Raw genomic sequence first — 16,737 nt, forward strand, 5'->3', positions numbered from 1 at the left:
GTATATTTACAGCATAAATAGCAACATCTTATTTGCGGAATGATATAGTAGCGGGTGGAAATAAATCAAACGTTATCTGTACGCACCTCGAAAAACAGTTTGACTATATTTCAATGTCCGCATAAAAAACATGGCTTTTAATCTTCTCATAATTTTTCTCGGCTTATGTCTGCTCACATTTATAGCCATTGGTTTAGTGTTTTACCTGGGTATGGTCGCAAACCGCAAAGACTCTATAATATCACCCATTAAGTCAACAACCTTCCAACGGGCGCAAGCATCACGGCCCGCACCGAGGATCGAACAAAAAAGCGCGATCGCAGCAGGACTATATCATGTTTTACCTGTACAGGATGAAGGCACTACATATACTGTGATGGCAGAGAGAACTCGGAACCCGGAGAAAGAGACACAATTTGTCATCGCCCTGGATGCTTCCAATGTTGAGGTTTGGAAAACTCCTTTTTACTCACGAGAGTATGTGCCCCACCTTGAGACGGATGTTCAGTCGGTATATGTAGTCTATCTTTATATTAACAACGACCACCTCTGTATAAAACTTGAAAACGGAGCAATCAGTAAAATCAACAAGAGAAATGGCGAACTACTGACGTCTCTGTAATTTTCAAAAAAAGACATGCCTATATGGAAAATGACCTGCCGTTGCATCATACGGTAATAAATCTATTTCCATGAAGAAATCAATTACGCTCTCTGTCCCAAAGCCTTGCAATGAGCGGTGGGAGAATTTTACGCCTACAACCCGTGGCGGCTTTTGTAAAGGATGTCAAAAAGAAGTGATTGACTTTACCGCCTGGAGTGATGATGCTCTTCAAAAGTATATATTTAAACAGGGCCGCATTCCGTGCGGACGTTTCAATCCTTCGCAACTGAAAGTATATACTGCCGATGAACCACGTTATGCAGTTTACACCTGGCTCCCCGTTTCTATGCTCTCTGCGATGTTGTTAGTCTCACCTGCGGTTGCTGCGCAAAGCCAGGAACCTACCGCGCATGTCAACGATAGTGTTAGTAATAGTAATTCCAGGCATACCAGATCATTGCGAAAGGATAAAGCTCGCGTCACTATTAAAGGTGTTGTGCATGATCAGTATGCCAACGAACCACTGCCTGGTGTATCAATATATATTAAAGGATCTACCACTGGAACAGTCACTAACGATCATGGTGAATTTAGCCTCACATTTCCGCACTTAAGGAACGACACCTTGATAGCATCATTCATTGGTTATGAAACGCAGGAACTTCCTCTCAACAGTGTTGCCATCCGCGATAGCATTATGTTCAATCTGCAAATGGATGTTACTGTACTCGGCGGACCCGAGCTATACTTCACTAACCGATGGACACCCAGATCGATATGGTGGAAGATCAAAAATCTTTTCAGGTAACATGAATTATACAGACCAGCAATCTATACTTGATCTACCAATGGGGATAGATTGTTGATTAGTTTTGAAGCACGTACGTTTACCAGTATCAGACATTTTGTATCTAGCAGCTTAAATACTAATCTAACCTTAATATACCTGTATGGTCAAGCACTTGTGTGTTGTTTTCCTATTTGTTATTCACGCGTTGGCGGTTCATGCGCAATCAAAAGTTACCGTTGGCAAGCCGTATGCAGTTATTGATGCCGAGAGTAAATATTACTTTACGAACAACGGTGAAATTCTCACTGTAAAAATTCATAAGCGAGCGATCACGCTTCAAAAGATGAATGCCGTTAATCTTTCATTTCAAAAAATAAAGCTGTATGACGATTTCCCGAAAGATTTTCAATTGGAAAAAATAACGGAGTTTAAAGACCGGTATTATTTCTTTTACTCCTTATGGGAAAACGAGGAAGAACAACTTTTCTGCAGAGAGATTGATTTTGCTTCGTGCTCTTTTAAAGGTCCTGGTAAAAAAGTAATCACTGTAAAAGAAGAAATCTCCGGCTCACTTGTAAGGGCTGGTATGTGGCGGATGGCACTTTCTGATAAGTTTGATTTCTTCTTCTCATACGATTCTACTTCACTGGTAATTCAATATCGTTTAAAACCTGAAAAACGAAATGACAGCAAGAATTACGATGTGATCGGTATGCACGTTTTTGATAAAAACTTAAAAGAGAAGTGGAGTAATCGGATAAAAATGCCATACACTGAAAAGAAAATGGACAATCTTGATTATTCAGTGGACTCCAAAGGGAATGTATATATCGTAACACGTGTGTTCAACGATAATACCACCGATGAAAAGAAACGTGGTGACGATGATGCCAACTATCATTTGGAAATTCTGAAAGTAGCTACTTCGAGCGGAGCAATTACTACTACCAAAGTAGATGTAGCGGATAAATTCGTGCAAACCATATGGCTATACGAAAGTGCTCAAGGCCATATGATCTGCGCGGGTTTTTACAATACAGGTAAGAACATGGATAATGTTGATGGCGTGATTCTTTTTAAGTTCAGCCCTGACGGAAAATTGTTTGATTTGAATTCATACGAAATCCCGGTGGAAATATTAAACCAGTATGCCAGCGGAAAAACAAAACGCAAGAACGATCGTAAAGATGATGACGACAAGGCTGAATTCGAAAACCTGGATCTGCAACATGTGGAAGTACAAAAAGATGGAAGTATAGTATTGGTGAGTGAGCAAAAGTATATCAGAACACACACAACCTATACCAACGGAAGAAGCAACACATACTATACCTATCATTGCAATGATATATTCATCACCAAAATCAACGCTTCCGGCAAGCTTGCGTGGATGAAGAAACTGCCGAAGCGACAGGAAGGTGGTGCCGGATTTGGAGGCATGTCATATTGCTATTTCATCAGCGATAAAAATCATTATATGATATTCCTCGACAATGAGAAGAATATGGATTTACCTCTTACAGAAGTGCCGGCTCGCCATGTAGATGGTGCAGGTGGATTTTTGACAGCCTATAAAATAAACGATGCCAGTGGAGCCGTAGAGAAAGTGTCTTTACTAAATACACGTGATGTTAATGGCATTGAAGTGTTTCAGTTTGCACCCCATCGCATCATGGCTACAGATGTAAACACCCTTGTATTTGAAGCCTATAAGAAAAAGAAGGAAGATATATTGGTAAAAATCGTTCTGGAAGATTAATGAACTTATTATAGTCCTCGGGATCCTTACCGAGGACTATATACTATATCCCGATAGGCATCCTTCGCTATACGGCCTTGATCATCTTAAAGGGAAATAAAAGTATAGCACCTATAAGCTTGAATACGATCTCCAGGCTAAAGCCCAGTATTCTGAATGGAAGCAGGATGAGCCAAACGATGGGTAACACAAATATCATTACCAGCGCCAGGGGCCAGCACAATACAAACAAGATGCACCAGAGTAAGATCGCGAGTATTGTCTTCATACTTCATTTTGATTTGGAATTGCTTTATCAAATCACTCACCAATTTAATTTTAGCTGATTTTCAAGGAGTTCGGGCACTAAAGATCCGATTATTATTCGATTTTGTACAGCCGAGTGAACGATCGCGTACAGATCGATCCTAAAATCTTCTCCTTTTTTGATTGTCGGTTAAACCTTTCATTGGCTATGATGTCAAAGGAGAAAATCGATGAGATCATGAAAAAAGCAACATTTCTTTCCTTCCTTATATTAACCCTTGGTGTATTACTGGGTACTTCAGATACTGTGGAGGCACAAAGACGCGAACGTGTTCACAGGAGACATCACCGACATGCCGTGCGCGTTCATGTGCGTGTAACACGAAGAGCACATATTCGTTACGCGCATCATCCGCGTTGGGGAGCCGTTGTAGTTGCTGCACCTCGTAACGCTGTTGTTATCCGCCATGCGGCAACGCCTTATTATTTTAATGATGGTATATATTACGTACAACGCAACACAGGATTCGTAGTGGTGCGTCCTGCGCCTGGCATTCGCATCCGTGTTTTACCTGTTGGATATAGAACTGTTGTTGTCCGTAGTCATCGCCCATACTATTATTACTATGGAACCTTCTATACAAAAGTCAACAATAGCGATGAGTATGAAGTTACCGCTGCTCCAGAAGGCGCTATAGTAGATGCTCTACCGGATGGATATGAAGTGAAAACTATAAAGGATCAGGAGTACTATGTGCTGGACGATGTATACTATGCGGAAGTTGAAGCAGAAGAAATGGAAGATGGCGTAGGGTATCAAGTTGTACGTTTATAGTACTGTTAAGCGTTATCGGTTTTACGAATCGATAACGCTTATCGTTTTACGTTGCACTTATCCATTTACAAATATTAATATATAATGATCAAGCCCAGAATTTCCACCAGGGCTTTTTCTTTTGTGCTGCCTGCTCTTCTGTTTGAACAGCTGCTGCTGTCTGCGGTGGCTTTGGCTTGTGCTTTATGATATGCTTAAATCCGTGTGTCTCTAAAATTTTATTGGTTCGCTCTACAAATGGTTTACCTTTTATAGGGTCGACCATGGCTACAAAACTTGCATATCCTTTTATGGAGGCCAGCAGATTTGGTGAGTTCTTCCAATGTTTACCTTCCAGTGTGCCGTCCTTTTCAATTTGAAAGAGTAAAGCTCTGAAACGATCAAGCTCTTTGGCGTTCACTGCTGGCTTATCATTTACAATTACTCCGGTAACTTCTTTTCGTGCCCCTTTGCGCAGCACTCGAAATTTATCAGGATGAATAGTAAGGTTTTCTTCCTTGATAATTCTTTTGATGAAGCCTAGTAATGTTTTCGTGTTGTTCACGTTTTCCCCCGAAGCAGAGAAGGTAAGGTCATCTGCATAACGGGTATAGGCAAAGTTTAATTTCGAAGCTATACCTTTTAACCGGGCATCAAGCTTACGACAAATTATATTGGTTATAGCCGGGCTGGTTGGAGCTCCTTGTGGAAGAAATCTGTCAATGCCCGCTGCATAGTATATTTCACCATCAAGCTCAATCTGGTCGCATTCTGATTCTGTAGAGATCAATCCGAATATAGTAGACAGTTGTTCGGAGTAACCAAGCGATCTATAGAGACCTTTTACACGCTGGTAGCTGATTGTAGGAAAAAAATCTTTCAGATCTATATTGATAACAACTTCTGCTTTTACATGAGGCAATGCATTAGTAACGATAGACCGCTTCATCACAAAGCCGTGTGCATGGTCATCTATCGATACTTTGTTGAGTATATTCTCGAGAATCCAGTGCTGCGCTTTTTTAAGGCGCGGCATCGGTGTTGAGATCAATCTCTTCCCCCCGGTTTTTTTAGGTATATAAAAGCGTTTATAGTGATTGATTTTACTAACGGTACGGTTATACGCCAGAAAGCGAAGTTCACCAACGGTTATACCCATCGCGTTCGCAAGTTCATCCGCCATGTGCATCTCCGGCAACTGATATGTTGCCAGTTTAGTTAGGTCACTTGCTTTATTGTTTAATCCCTTCGATACATCTTCACCGAGGTATATAATATCTTTCTCCTTACGCTCTTTCCATTGTGCTGCCTTTGCTTCACGTTTTTGCTTCCGGAGTTTTTTATTCTCTTCACGCTTCAGACGTGATTGCTCCAGGCGTGCCTTGCGAATTTCTTTGAGCGCCTCTTCCTTGTTTTTGTATTTGCGTTGCTGATCCAGCAGCACGTGAAGTTCCTGTGTAAGTATAGATTCTTTGGTGATGAGAATTTCAGGCAGCGAAGGAATGCCATCATCTTTTTTCCAGAAGCCGAGGCGCTTCATCTCTTCCAATATAACAGAATCACGTGTGGAAGCTTTAATCCTGTCGTAGAGTTGCTGACGGGTAACTTGCGAGTTGTCTGCCATAGGTTAGAAAAAATGGTAGCGGAGGATACCTTCGTCATGCTGAGGACTGGATCGGTCAACTCAAGCGAGACGCTACCAGTACGTTATTTCAATTCCCGGAATTCGCACCGGAAATGACGTACTGGTAGCAGGATCGCACAGTTAAGAACGGGCCAGTGGCGCGTTAGTAAGCTGTGTACAGGGACGGTGATACACCGCCCGGATTGCAAGGTTTTTATACCCTTCCGCTACCGTGTTAAAACTAATTTTATAATTATACTTTGCAAAATTTTATTACTCCTTTTCTCGTAATGCTATTCGTAAAGCAAGCATGTGCTCGCACGGACCTTGCATCAATTTATTCTGCTGGTAAAAATTACAGGTACATTTCCCACTTATCGCCCGCTCATCTGTGTCAATCAACAACTCGGGTTGATACGTTTTGTCTTTATCTTTTACCGTTCCACTCAATGCCTTCTTTCCTTCGCGGTTGATATATATACTTGCCGTTACATTCTTCGTCAACACAAAACGAGTTGCAGCTTCTTCGCGCGGGTTGGCAAAACGCAGCTCTTCCATTGGAAGCGACTCGCGGGATAATTCACGAATTCGGTAAGAGTTATTATTAATATCATAAATCACTCTGCCAACTTGTGTAAAAGCAGAAAGAGCACCCAACACAATTTTCTTGTCAAGGTTCAGCCGGACCGCAAGACTCTCCGGTTTTTCAACCCAGTTTTCCCGTAGACCGGTATATACCTTTTGCATCGTCATGCTGTCCACCTCGATGCGCGGTGCCAGGAGATCGAAATTACCAAGTCGCGACCAGTCATTTACGGTCCAGCCAGACAACCCCAATGTAAAATTAAGATCACCCAGGTCCGCTATATAAAACGATGGAAGCCCTGAACCCAGTAGTACCACTTTAAAGTGATTCGCTACCGGGATAAGTCTTTCGAGTAATAGTAATCTTCGCCTTCCCCACACACGTACCTCTCTGGCCTCAGTACCTTCATATATAGTGCGCCCGCATTTCACTTCGTAGTTCCACGGTTCAAAAATCAGCTTTACTGGTTCACCCGGTTTCAAAACCCAACGCAAAGATCGCGGCCCTTCTTTCTCCTTATACCTTCGCAGCATAAAGCAAATATTATATACATCCATGGGATGTAGATTGAAAGATGTAGCGGGTATAGTCATCGCCGAGCTCACTTGCAGAAACCCTCGCACCCAACTTGCCGGCACATCAATCTTTACTTCTTTATAGCTTTCTTCTCGAGTCGTTTGTACCTCGAAGCCGGAAGGATCGATAGCAAAGTGCGTCTCTTTGTATTCACGGATCTTCTGAAATTCATTATATAGATCTGAAGAGTAGTCAATATTGGTTGTGCCGCACTTGAACTCATTTACTTTATTAAATACATTATAGTTACAGCCAACTTTTCCATATGAAGATTCATCCTGGCTAAAGCATTCAAAAAACAATTCATCCGGATGCACGGTGATCACCGGGTCCAACACGATCCACTGATCACGGTTAGCATGATATAGATAGTCGAAATATTTACGCTTCGCTTTATGAAACGGCCCGCTGATTTCTTCCTTCTGCCTGCGTATAGTTTCAAGTTCCGTGCGTACTGCTTTCAGCTTCTGTTCCACTTCAACCGAGCCACGCATATATTCCGCCAGCCATATATCTTCCTGCTGCTTCGCCCACTCTTTATAATCTGATTTATCCTTTGGCTTAAATCTAAAATCCGACACAACGATATCATGCAATGCAGAAATGGCTTCGCGAAAAGGTATATGTTTATTCAGGTATCCTGAAAAGTAAGTAGGATCTCGGTATACATCAGGCGCAAAGCTCATGTTGGTAGCATGTGCATTGCCTGTAACAGCTGTATCGCCTTTAAATTTATAGTTAAACTCCATACTACTTACTCTTTAACATAGTCTGAATACTGTTTCAAAACGAGTGGCGATTGAATGGCTGGATACCGGGTGCGAATATCACGAAGTGCAGCTATACATTCCGCTCTTTCGGTAATGGCAACGGAGACTGATACTCTCGTAAAAATATCAGATGCTATTTTAGCTGTCTCTTCATTCTTAAGTGACTCCTTCCTGAGAAAATCCATTACTCTGATCTTCGCGACTCTGCCTTTGTTCACCTGCGAAAGAAGCGTAATGAAATATGATTTCAGTTCCTGTATGATCTCGTAATTATCCGCTGCGTATTTCTCAAGATAAGCGGTTGTAAACAACTGCACTTTTGTATTGGGATGCTGACTTAATTTCAACAGATACTCCATTCCATTTTCTGCCTGAAAAAACTTTGTGATCATCTCGCGGCCGAAATCCTGAACATCTTCCCGTACGGTATCACACAGTGCTATCAGCAGGTCAGTTGTCCAATCGGAAGAAGAGAATGTATTCCGGAAGTAATCAAAAGCGAAAATGCGTGTATCATCCCAATACGAATCCGTTATACGCAATGCTTCCTCTTTATCAGCCTTAACGCGCTCCGGATATTTCTTGAATATATTCCAGGTATATACGCGTACTTCCTGAAGTGGATTGCTTCCAAGCTTCACCAGTTCAGATATAGTCAACTCTTCCTCCTTGATATTTTTCCTCAATAATATCAATCCCATTTGCTGCGCAGCCTTGAACTTCGACTGAAGAAGAAGTAATGATCTTTCTTTTGGAATAATGGATAAACTTTCACTCAACTCATTGGCGAGTAAATGCAAAAGATCATCGTGCAATCCTTCGTATGATTCCTTCATGAGAAAGGCCGGCACAAAAAGATCAACCAGCTCAGTGCCAAAGGAAGGGTATGCTTTTGTAAGCTTGAAGATCAAAGGCTTCACTGCATTTCTAACGTCAGGCAATGATGAGAGACAAAAGCTCACGAGTATCTCTTTCTTCGCGAGTAAAGCATTTTCGGGAAACCGGCCTAACAACGCAATGCCTATACCGCGTGAATGTATATTATTGGATTGCAATAATATTTGCAGAAAATCTTCCGGTAGGTTCTCCGCATTTACTTCATGCATCATCAGAATCTTTCCGGCCAGTGTATGAATTTCTTCCGCCTGATGACGGAACAGATCTTTGACTATATCCAGACTAATGTTTCGCAGGTTTCCTGAGAAGGAAATTACCAATGTATCGGAGAGCTGTGATACGAGACGTTTGTCTTCGTCTGTCTCTATATCCATGGTAACGAGGTGAGAAATTGTTTTCGCTATAATAATTTCGGCTTGCTCCCTGGTGAAGGTGACCGTTGTTAAAAATCCGCGCAGCCATGCATGGGCATCGGATTTTTTCATCTTCAAAAGATCCGTAACAAATTCCGTGTCCGATAATAATGTAGCCTTCTGTTCTACGATCCACTGCTCTGCCTGCGCTCGTGCTTCAGCCAGACTATTATCGAGCATCGCCTTCAATAACAACTTGTCGGGTATATTTCGATCATACTTCTTTCGTGCCAACGCCAGGCCTAGCTGTTGAGTCTGCACAAAAGCAGACTGCAAAAAATTCAGTACATGCGACATGTCAACCTGGTTTTCAAAACCAGGGTTCGCCTGAAATACCTTTATAGCAAATTCATGTACGCGAAGCGATTTACTAAACGACAACAATTGAATAATCTCGTCCGGAGCCTTGTCCCATAAGTGCGGGAAAGCTTCTTCCCGTGTTGAAGGTGCAGCATCACCCGGGATATAGGGTGCTACACATACCCATGCTGTTTCTTTCTGAATATACCTTGGACTATTCTTATACAGTATTGTACTAAACGACTGAAAGTTGCTATAGCTATCAAAATGTATAACACGTTCCTGCCGGATGTTGCGTCTGGTTTCGGTGTTATACTGATACGAGATATCGGATACGTGGTAGGGAGGTGTGAGGTCTTTTGTATCATCAAACGCCAGCAGTATAGCAGAGGCCATCTCTGTATAGGATGATTCATTTGCCTCTCCATAGTGACGAAGGAAGCGAAGAACACGCTTTGTCAGGTAACCTTTCGTTTTGTTGGAGAAGGCCATGTTCTTCTTATGGTCGGGCCCCATCCACGGATTGGATCTATAGCCTGCCGGTTTCTTCTCAACATTCTTGGCGATTACACCATAGGTTGAATAATCTTCCAGCATTTCTGCTGTCTTGAAAATATGGCGTATATACTTGAAATAATTTATCGTCAACGGTATATCTTCCAGCACCTTCATGAACACAGCATGTAGTGCGGGGTCTTGTCGCGAGAGCTGGTATATACCGATCAGATATTCGTTCGAAGCCGTCTTTAATTCGAACAGGAATTCACGCAACTGCTTCTCAATGAGTTTATAATTCCTTTCACCTATACTTTTTTGAAATGGGAGCGGTAACGTCTGAATAATGGCTTGATTCAGTACTTCCTTGTCTTTGCCTTCGGAGAATTTAAGCAGTACTTCCTGCAGCAATTGCTTTGTATGAGGTTGCAGCGGTTTCGACTGCAGGTCTTGTAAAAAAGGAAGTGCATTATCGGTTCCACATCTTCCGATAGACCAGATGACAGAGTATATATTGAAAGGATCTGAAGAATCAGTAAGTTTAATACTATAGGGAATCGCTTCTGTGATCTTTAGATCGCCCGCCCGCCAGATAACTCTCGACAACGGCCAGGCTTCCGGTTCTTCTCCGGCCACAGCCGTTTTCAGAATCTTAATGATTGCCTTTTTACGTTTATCGGTTCCGGGCTTTACCTTCGATTCTGTCGAGGTGATGACCTGCGCTTCTCCGGCAGCTACATATCCTTTTTTGCGCTTCTCTTGTTCGAGTGCATCAAACACCTTCTCAGCTTCCTGAAGCCCTACCGGGAAAATGGTTTTAGTACCATCCTTTAAGGCAGCTCCCCGTCTTCCATAACGAAAGTTTACTATATACCCTTCGCCTGCTTCACAAAGATCAATTTCATATACCTTATCAGAAGAACCTTCCTGAAAAAACAGCTTGACTTGCTTTACTAGTTTCAACGGATAAAAAGGTTTGGGTTGAGCGCTTTATTTCAATTCTACTTACGAACTGAAATATATAGTAATCGCTCAAATTTTTATAACCGCAGATCATTTTTTTATGAATTCGCACAAATCAATAGCTTTTTGCCAACCCTGAGCTTATTACTCGCCCCACAGGTGATAGACAGACATTTCTTCCCCATCAGCACCGATTACTATATAACCATTATTTTCCGTGTCGCGTGCATTGCCGGGTTCAACGGCTATCCACCCGGTTTTAAATCTATAGAGGTGAACGTCTGAAGTTATCCAACGGGGAAATGTAGATGTCTGCATATCCTCATCTGAAAAATCCGCATACGTAAAAGGAAAAGTCGGTCCATTCAAATCCCATTTTATTAAGTCGTTCACGGAAAAAAAATACTGTCTGTAATCTGCCAACCGTTTTCAGCTGCAAAATCGATTACTTCAGCTGGCCTGAAAGTATATTTAAAATCCGCACGCCAATATAACGCTCGATGTCCGCCCCAAGGACCTTGATCATTCTCGCTTTCAATAAGATATTCTTCCTTATAGTCTACCCAAAAACCAGCGGGTGTGACTTTACTACAGGAAAATAATAGTATACCCGCAACCAAGATAATCAAGCTACTATATCTCCCTGAAATCATACTACATACCTTCATTGTAATACTTTAACTTGACATCTGCTGTCGCTAAGCACTATATAAATATTATCAGTTACAAGTATACTTCGAAGTAAATAAATACTACTGTTTCAAATATCCTAAAGGCGGGCCAACTCTTTCAAAGCCATGCTTTTTCCTATACTCATTGCGTTCGGCCTCAGACATTTTCTCCAATACACCTTCACTTGTGGCTTTGAAAAATTCTTCCATTTTACCGGCAGGTTGAAAGATCATTAAGAGCTTCGCCTCGCCTTCGCTTATCTTGGCAAAAGTATGCGGCACCATGCGTGGACCGAAAACACTATCGCCAGGTTTGGCGTGATATGTTTCTTCACCAATCTTAATCTGAAACTCTCCCTGAAGGACATACCACCACTCGTCCTGATCATAATGAAAATGAAAGGATGGTCCTCCTTTTTTCACGCGTGTTGACTCGAATACATATAGGTCACCGTTAGAATCGGAAGGAGAGATCTTGGTAAAAAAAGTATCGCCTTCAAATAAACTCGTGCTTTTGTCATTTCTATCTTTACCAGCATCAACTTTAAATCCTTTATCTGTCCGAAAAGGATTCATACGTTTGGCTTGTGTAACGACAGGTGTAATCAGTACAGTAGCAAGTGCTGCTGCATGACGCAGAAAGGAGGTTCTTTTCATGGGTATTAATTTATAGTTTGAGGATCAATGTATATCGTATATAACCAAAGCGACATTACGAGACAGCACTTCATAAGAAATATATTCTGATCATCGTGAAATAGTATCGATAATCAAAGTACTATGAAACGTGTCTTGACTTTGTAATTTAGTAATACATGTGAATAAAAAACCGCTTACTACCCAAATGGGTAATGGGCATGCTTGCGCCATTGTGACGTCTGATGCAATGGTGTGGACTTGAATCACCTGGCAGAGTTTTTATAGGTCCTATGCATTACCAACTTAAAAAACAAAATGGAAAACCTTGAGTATAACATTCAGATTACAGCCGACAAGAAGAAAGTATGGAGTATCATGTTGGAACCTGATACTTATAAGGAATGGGCGGGAGTAAGCTGGCCGGGATCGGACTACGAAGGCGCTTGGGACAAAGGGGAAAGCATTAAGTTTGTTTCACCCGGCCAAGGTGGTACGCTAGCCCAAATAACAGAATATAGACCGCACGACTTTGTATTGGCAGAACACATTGGTATCATCAATGCAGATGGCTCAGAGGATAGAGACAGTGATGCAGCCAAAGGTTGGATCGGGACAACTGAAAGCTACACTTTCACAACGCAGAACGGGAAAACGGATTTGAAAGTAAACATCAAGTGTCCTCCCGAATGGGTAAGTATGTTTGACGAGGGCTGGCCGAAAGCTCTTGACAAATTGAAGGAAATGTGTGAAGGGTAAAATTTTGATTTACACATCTACACTTTATCACCTGCTTATCGCTATACTAACGCCTTTACGCAGTGTATTATGAATCTCTGCAACGTGGTCGGTATGCGCGATCAATTCATCAATCACGGCAGTGGGAGCATCTGAAGTAACATTGACTTTATACTGAAAGTTAAAGCCGGGTTCTCCTTCTGCTCCAAACTCTGCGCTACATATAACTTCGACTCCTGCTATAGCTATATTTCTCTTGTTTGCCTCACGATACAGATCGTTACAAAAGCAAGTGGCTAATGCAAGCAACAGGAGTTCGCCTCCATTTACGGACGAACCATAACCTGTTGCCTTGACGGGAATTTGAACCTGCTGAGAGATATCATTGGTTGCAACAACCGCTTCATGTTTATTAAAATTATTCTTTATTGTAGCTGAAATTTTCATAACGCTAAAGGCCTAAAAAAAGTCCAGTCGAATATATAGTTACAACCGACAGAAATACCGAACGCTTTTTGGACAATGAGATGCGGATTGTCGGCCCGGGGCTGAAAATCGAGTGGTGCTATATTTAACCGCTTTATGGAGCTCACCAGATATACCTAATCGTTACCTGATTTAGCACCGGGTAATCTTCCTTTAATCCACTTGATCTGTCCATTGTGATTAGACTCATGTTCACAGACGTGAAACCACTTGCAGTAATTATTCGTCGGTCCCCATGGCCAAGCTTCATCAACACTGAAGAGCCACTTGTCATCCCGTTTTTTAAATTCTTTTATAGTGTTCTCCCGCACTTCTTTTAAAGTATTCAAATAGTAATCAAGGTTGTTGCCTTTTATTTTTTCTCTTGCTTCATCGCCAAGTCTCATAGCAACATCAAATCGTTTCTTGTCCGGCTCACTCCAATCGCCCCACTTTCTACCTTCGAAAGTATGGATCTGGTAGAAGCGTTCGGTAGCTGCAAGGTGAAGTAACATCGACCCTATAGAATTCGATTTCTCATCATGTATATAGTCCAATTGTTCCGGAGTCATCTTATCGACCGGATATAGTATAGTACTTCTCATCCAACTCATCATGGAAAGTAATGTCCCTATATGAGGCGAGAGTCCCTGACGTGGACCAATAATGTTTTCACGCTCATCAACCATGAAAGATGTATTGGTGTCTAACGCTGATACAGAGGTTAATCCAAGGGTACTTGATGTGAAAATCGCAGATGATTTAATGAAATCTCTGCGATCAAGTTGGTTTAAGCTTTTCATGGGATAGTCGTTTGGTGGGTTTTATTGTAAGTAAATATAGCAACCACGCATGATATAGTCGACATGAGTTATAGAACTTTACAAGGCTTCTACAGAGAAGACCTATAGCCCATTGATTGCTATACATCCTTCTTCATTAAGTACTCATACCAAATACTTCCGACACATTAAATGGGTCGCTCCTATACTATAAACCCCTGATTCTTAAAAGAATGCCTCACTAATACGCGTTGGCACAACTTTTTTAAGATGCTACCGCTGGATTTATACTTATTACTATCTTTATGAAAAAAACTTTTAAAACGATTCTTGTGGTGATCATCCTGATGATGACTCCGATGATCGGTTCATATACCAAAGAGGCCGGCATCAAACATACTATACGCATTACCAAGGAATATACCGCTGTTCTTGAAACATTAACGATCTATAATCCCGTTAAACGCCAATGTGACAATACACCCCTGGTCACAGCAAGCAACGCCAGAATTGACGTTACAAAATTGAAAAAACAGGAGATCCGCTGGCTGGCGCTGTCGCGGAATTTACTGAAGCGTTGGAATGGCAATTTCCACTATGGAGATACGGTTAAGCTCTCTTCCGGTGATCCAAGCATCGATGGTGTGTGGATAATTCAGGACAATCTTAACAAACGCTACAAGAACTGTGGCGATCTTCTATTTGATAGCAATGTGCGCAAGCTCGGCAAGTGGAAGAATGTGAAAATCTCGAAAGTGATTTCAACTTCGGTGCTGCATCCTATAGGGCTACCCATTGAATAATTTGAAAAGCTTTTCAAGTTATTCTATATATCGAGCACCTATGGCTGCATGTCATTGATTACTACAGGCAGTAATAATACTTTGGTGTCTGCATCAGCGGTGTTAATTGTAACCGACTGCTACACAAGCTGGGGAAGCGCTTTCGATGCTGTGTAATACTTTCCTTCGTTTCATGATGTTCTCTTTCTGTAGCGACAGGTATAGAAATTTATTCGGAAGATGTATGATCCGCGCTGCGGAATTATACAACAACTTAACTATAAATCATCATGGAAACCACTGTTTTAAAAAGCACAGAACGTAAAGAAGGTAAAGTAGCGAAGGCTATCGAACAACAAACATCAAAGGTACCATCCGATACATTTCTTTGGGCTTCGCTTGGCGCAATGGCTGCGTCACTTACATTAAAGACCTTCAAGAAAGATCACCTTGCTTTATTTGTAGGGCAATGGGCGGCTCCTTTTCTTCTCTTGGGAATCTATAATAAAATTGTAAAGGTAGAGGGGCATGACAAAGAATCCTAAGGGCAATTAAACTCCGGTATATCAGTATATCGGAGTTTTTTTTATCTATACCCTATAGCTTCCAATAATTACAACTTATAATCCTGTCCACCATGTCGATGGCGGAGCGATAGCATCCAGTTTAACAGGTTCTCCTATCTTAGGCGTTGTCATTTTAACATGAAGCTTATCAGCATGTTTTAATGCACGCTCAATAGGTTCCCGCCACGGGTGAAGCGCTAATTTGAATTTGCTCCAATGTACGGGCATAAATACTGTAGCACGTAAATCTATACTTGCCTGCACAGATTCTTCTGGCATCATGTGAATATAGGGCCACTGTTCATCATACTGTCCACACTCCAGCATAGCGACATCAAAAGGCCCATACATTTCACCTATCTTTTTAAACGAATCATCGTAACCCGAATCGCCTCCTATAAATAAACTATAGTCGCCAGCTTTCAACACATAAGATGCCCATAGTGTTTTATTATTGACAAGACCTCTTCCTGAGAAATGCCGCGCTGGCGTTGCAATCAACTCAATGCCGGGGATGGCTATAGCCGCGTGATCCCACCAGTCCAATTCTTGAATCCGCTCTTGTGAAATCCCCCAATGAATCAAGTGCGATCCTACGCCAAGCGGTGCACAGAACACCTTCGCTTGGTCTTTCAACTTTACAATTGTACTATAGTCAAGATGATCGTAATGATCATGTGTAATAATAACCAGGTCTATTTCCGGAAAGTCATCCGGAGTATATAGCATGGTACCTATAAAACTTTTAGAGCCTACATATTGTACAGGTGAAGGCCGTTCACTGAAAACGGGATCGACTAGTATATTTTTACCGTGAATTGAAATAAAGTAAGAAGAATGTCCGAACCATATAATTACCGGTTCGCTTGGAGATAATGTTTTCAAGTTTGTTTTAACGTGCGGCAAGGCAATAAGGGGCTCGCGATCTATACCTTTACTAAAGAAGAAATCCTTCATCACGCTAATGTATGAAGCGTCTTCCGACAGCATAGGAGTTTCGTGCAGGTTTTGAAAACGCCCGTTCTTGTAGTGCGAGGATGCTTTTATTTTTTCGAGATGTTCTCCCGCTGGAGCCTTACCAAAAGATCTTTGTTGCATAAATAAAAAAATAATTGCGGCTAACAGCACTGCGACAATCGCCAGTGTCTTCAAAAGCCTCCAAATTGTTTTCATGTACACCTGTAGTCGGTGACAGTAAAAAATTATTGTAAAACCTGCGATAAAAGATTAGCATAACTGTAGCGATTACATAAGCATCGT

At 41.7% G+C, this 16,737-nt stretch carries 16 protein-coding genes; 7 read left to right on the forward strand and 9 right to left on the reverse strand.

Annotated elements, in window-relative coordinates; genetic code table 11:
- Window positions 1–130 precede the first annotated feature (130 nt).
- The 3 genes from B5Y40_RS13790 to B5Y40_RS13800 all read left to right on the forward strand — a co-directional run bounded on the left by B5Y40_RS13790 (window position 131) and on the right by B5Y40_RS13800 (window position 3,153).
- The gene (locus B5Y40_RS13790; RefSeq protein ID WP_079687383.1) at window positions 131–622 is read left to right on the forward strand and encodes a hypothetical protein; all 492 of its coding nucleotides are present in this window, start codon (window positions 131–133) and stop codon (window positions 620–622) included.
- Between the two features lie 70 nt (window positions 623–692).
- On the forward strand, window positions 693–1,412 hold the full coding sequence (locus tag B5Y40_RS29940; RefSeq protein WP_079687384.1) for a carboxypeptidase-like regulatory domain-containing protein: 720 nt from the start codon (window positions 693–695) through the stop codon (window positions 1,410–1,412).
- 142 nt (window positions 1,413–1,554) lie between these two features.
- Window positions 1,555–3,153: a hypothetical protein gene (locus B5Y40_RS13800; RefSeq protein ID WP_143785771.1), complete on the forward strand. Its 1,599-nt coding sequence runs from the start codon at window positions 1,555–1,557 to the stop codon at window positions 3,151–3,153.
- 67 nt (window positions 3,154–3,220) lie between these two features.
- Here the strand turns inward: B5Y40_RS13800 and B5Y40_RS13805 are convergent, their stop codons facing one another.
- Window positions 3,221–3,421 carry a hypothetical protein gene (locus tag B5Y40_RS13805; protein WP_245840543.1) on the reverse strand — a complete coding sequence of 67 codons (201 nt, stop codon included), beginning with the start codon at window positions 3,419–3,421 and terminating at the stop codon, window positions 3,221–3,223.
- A 186-nt stretch (window positions 3,422–3,607) separates the two neighbouring features.
- Between B5Y40_RS13805 and B5Y40_RS13810 the strand changes: the two genes are divergently transcribed.
- Window positions 3,608–4,234, forward strand: coding sequence for a DUF6515 family protein (locus B5Y40_RS13810; RefSeq protein ID WP_143785772.1), 627 nt, complete (start codon window positions 3,608–3,610; stop codon window positions 4,232–4,234).
- Between the two features lie 88 nt (window positions 4,235–4,322).
- Here the strand turns inward: B5Y40_RS13810 and B5Y40_RS13815 are convergent, their stop codons facing one another.
- From B5Y40_RS13815 to B5Y40_RS13840, 5 genes are all read right to left on the reverse strand, one after another.
- A complete protein-coding gene (locus B5Y40_RS13815; RefSeq protein WP_079687387.1) occupies window positions 4,323–5,837 on the reverse strand; it encodes a reverse transcriptase domain-containing protein in 1,515 nt (504 codons plus the stop codon).
- Window positions 5,838–6,110: 273 nt separating this feature from the next.
- Window positions 6,111–7,748 (reverse strand): hypothetical protein, encoded by a 1,638-nt coding sequence (locus B5Y40_RS13820; protein ID WP_079687388.1) that lies wholly within the window; start codon window positions 7,746–7,748, stop codon window positions 6,111–6,113.
- Window positions 7,749–7,753: 5 nt separating this feature from the next.
- Window positions 7,754–10,837 (reverse strand): WGR domain-containing protein, encoded by a 3,084-nt coding sequence (locus tag B5Y40_RS13825; RefSeq protein ID WP_079687389.1) that lies wholly within the window; start codon window positions 10,835–10,837, stop codon window positions 7,754–7,756.
- A 144-nt stretch (window positions 10,838–10,981) separates the two neighbouring features.
- Window positions 10,982–11,230: a hypothetical protein gene (locus B5Y40_RS13830; protein WP_079687390.1), complete on the reverse strand. Its 249-nt coding sequence runs from the start codon at window positions 11,228–11,230 to the stop codon at window positions 10,982–10,984.
- Between the two features lie 359 nt (window positions 11,231–11,589).
- Complete coding sequence (locus B5Y40_RS13840; protein WP_079687392.1) at window positions 11,590–12,165, reverse strand: cupin domain-containing protein; 576 nt, start codon at window positions 12,163–12,165, stop codon at window positions 11,590–11,592.
- A 297-nt stretch (window positions 12,166–12,462) separates the two neighbouring features.
- Here B5Y40_RS13840 and B5Y40_RS13845 point away from each other — a divergent pair, with 297 nt between their 5' ends.
- Complete coding sequence (locus B5Y40_RS13845; RefSeq protein ID WP_079687393.1) at window positions 12,463–12,903, forward strand: SRPBCC domain-containing protein; 441 nt, start codon at window positions 12,463–12,465, stop codon at window positions 12,901–12,903.
- Window positions 12,904–12,930: 27 nt separating this feature from the next.
- Here the strand turns inward: B5Y40_RS13845 and B5Y40_RS13850 are convergent, their stop codons facing one another.
- Together B5Y40_RS13850 and B5Y40_RS13855 are read right to left on the reverse strand one after the other, a co-directional pair.
- On the reverse strand, window positions 12,931–13,329 hold the full coding sequence (locus B5Y40_RS13850) for an OsmC family protein (RefSeq protein ID WP_079687394.1): 399 nt from the start codon (window positions 13,327–13,329) through the stop codon (window positions 12,931–12,933).
- Window positions 13,330–13,484: 155 nt separating this feature from the next.
- Window positions 13,485–14,150, reverse strand: a complete 666-nt coding sequence (locus B5Y40_RS13855; protein ID WP_079687395.1) for a DinB family protein — start codon at window positions 14,148–14,150, stop codon at window positions 13,485–13,487.
- Between the two features lie 284 nt (window positions 14,151–14,434).
- On the opposite strand from B5Y40_RS13855, the gene B5Y40_RS13860 reads away from it, so the two are divergent.
- The gene (locus B5Y40_RS13860; RefSeq protein ID WP_079687396.1) at window positions 14,435–14,932 is read left to right on the forward strand and encodes an RlpA-like double-psi beta-barrel domain-containing protein; all 498 of its coding nucleotides are present in this window, start codon (window positions 14,435–14,437) and stop codon (window positions 14,930–14,932) included.
- Window positions 14,933–15,201: 269 nt separating this feature from the next.
- On the forward strand, window positions 15,202–15,456 hold the full coding sequence (locus tag B5Y40_RS13865) for a hypothetical protein (protein WP_079687397.1): 255 nt from the start codon (window positions 15,202–15,204) through the stop codon (window positions 15,454–15,456).
- A gap of 75 nt (window positions 15,457–15,531) precedes the next feature.
- Here the strand turns inward: B5Y40_RS13865 and B5Y40_RS13870 are convergent, their stop codons facing one another.
- Window positions 15,532–16,575, reverse strand: coding sequence for an MBL fold metallo-hydrolase (locus B5Y40_RS13870; RefSeq protein WP_245840545.1), 1,044 nt, complete (start codon window positions 16,573–16,575; stop codon window positions 15,532–15,534).
- Between the last annotated feature and the right edge of the window lie 162 nt (window positions 16,576–16,737).

Origin of the sequence: Ohtaekwangia koreensis (assembly GCF_900167975.1) — a bacterium.
GTDB lineage: Bacteria > Bacteroidota > Bacteroidia > Cytophagales > Cyclobacteriaceae > Ohtaekwangia > Ohtaekwangia koreensis.

Excerpts from the sequence above, each read along its gene's own strand:
- B5Y40_RS13790 (WP_079687383.1), top strand. The coding sequence starts at position 131 with ATGGCTTTTAATCTTCTCATAATTTTTCTCGGCTTATGTCTGCTCACA.
- B5Y40_RS29940 (WP_079687384.1), top strand. The coding sequence starts at position 693 with ATGAAGAAATCAATTACGCTCTCTGTCCCAAAGCCTTGCAATGAGCGG.
- B5Y40_RS13800 (WP_143785771.1), top strand. The coding sequence starts at position 1,555 with ATGGTCAAGCACTTGTGTGTTGTTTTCCTATTTGTTATTCACGCGTTG.
- B5Y40_RS13805 (WP_245840543.1), bottom strand. The coding sequence starts at position 3,421 with ATGAAGACAATACTCGCGATCTTACTCTGGTGCATCTTGTTTGTATTG.
- B5Y40_RS13810 (WP_143785772.1), top strand. The coding sequence starts at position 3,608 with ATGATGTCAAAGGAGAAAATCGATGAGATCATGAAAAAAGCAACATTT.
- B5Y40_RS13815 (WP_079687387.1), bottom strand. The coding sequence starts at position 5,837 with ATGGCAGACAACTCGCAAGTTACCCGTCAGCAACTCTACGACAGGATT.
- B5Y40_RS13820 (WP_079687388.1), bottom strand. The coding sequence starts at position 7,748 with ATGGAGTTTAACTATAAATTTAAAGGCGATACAGCTGTTACAGGCAAT.
- B5Y40_RS13840 (WP_079687392.1), bottom strand. The coding sequence starts at position 12,165 with ATGAAAAGAACCTCCTTTCTGCGTCATGCAGCAGCACTTGCTACTGTA.
- B5Y40_RS13845 (WP_079687393.1), top strand. The coding sequence starts at position 12,463 with ATGGAAAACCTTGAGTATAACATTCAGATTACAGCCGACAAGAAGAAA.
- B5Y40_RS13850 (WP_079687394.1), bottom strand. The coding sequence starts at position 13,329 with ATGAAAATTTCAGCTACAATAAAGAATAATTTTAATAAACATGAAGCG.
- B5Y40_RS13855 (WP_079687395.1), bottom strand. The coding sequence starts at position 14,150 with ATGAAAAGCTTAAACCAACTTGATCGCAGAGATTTCATTAAATCATCT.
- B5Y40_RS13860 (WP_079687396.1), top strand. The coding sequence starts at position 14,435 with ATGAAAAAAACTTTTAAAACGATTCTTGTGGTGATCATCCTGATGATG.
- B5Y40_RS13865 (WP_079687397.1), top strand. The coding sequence starts at position 15,202 with ATGGAAACCACTGTTTTAAAAAGCACAGAACGTAAAGAAGGTAAAGTA.
- B5Y40_RS13870 (WP_245840545.1), bottom strand. The coding sequence starts at position 16,575 with ATGCAACAAAGATCTTTTGGTAAGGCTCCAGCGGGAGAACATCTCGAA.